At 38.9% G+C, this 440-nt stretch carries 1 protein-coding gene; it reads right to left on the minus strand.

The genetic code is table 11. From position 1 onward, the window contains the following. Positions 1-415, minus strand: a 415-nt coding sequence (locus HC176_RS16630) for a hypothetical protein (protein ID WP_209309765.1), incomplete at its 3' end; no start/stop codon positions are given. Positions 416-440: the final 25 nt, after the last annotated feature.

The raw sequence follows: 440 nt of genomic DNA on the forward strand, positions 1-440 counted from the left end.
ACTGGAAGTTAAAACCCGCGATGGTGTCCTGCCTCTTGATATTGGCTCTTCCGCCTTCCCAATCTAAACTATTGATCCTAAATCCCTCACCCTGCAGGATGGGTAAAATTGGAATATCTGCTTCTAAACTTCTGGAATAGATTAAGGTATCACCATTCTTATCCTCCATGTAGAGTCCTTCCAGGCTTATATCCCCTCCAAAAGTGATAAACAACCTGTCAACTTCTATAACTGTATTTGTTTTGTTGGTGATATAGGAGACTAATCTGTCAACAATAATGTTTTGCCCCCAGGGACTGCGGATGAATAAAATTAACAGGATAAAAAAGATCAGGATCCCAAGCAGGATATTGAAAAATAATTTAAGGCCCGAGCCTTTCTTTTTCTTTTCCTTCTTCTTCTTTTCTTGCTCCAAAGTTAGTATTGATATCTGTTCCTAA

Source organism: Tamlana crocina (assembly GCF_012037625.1).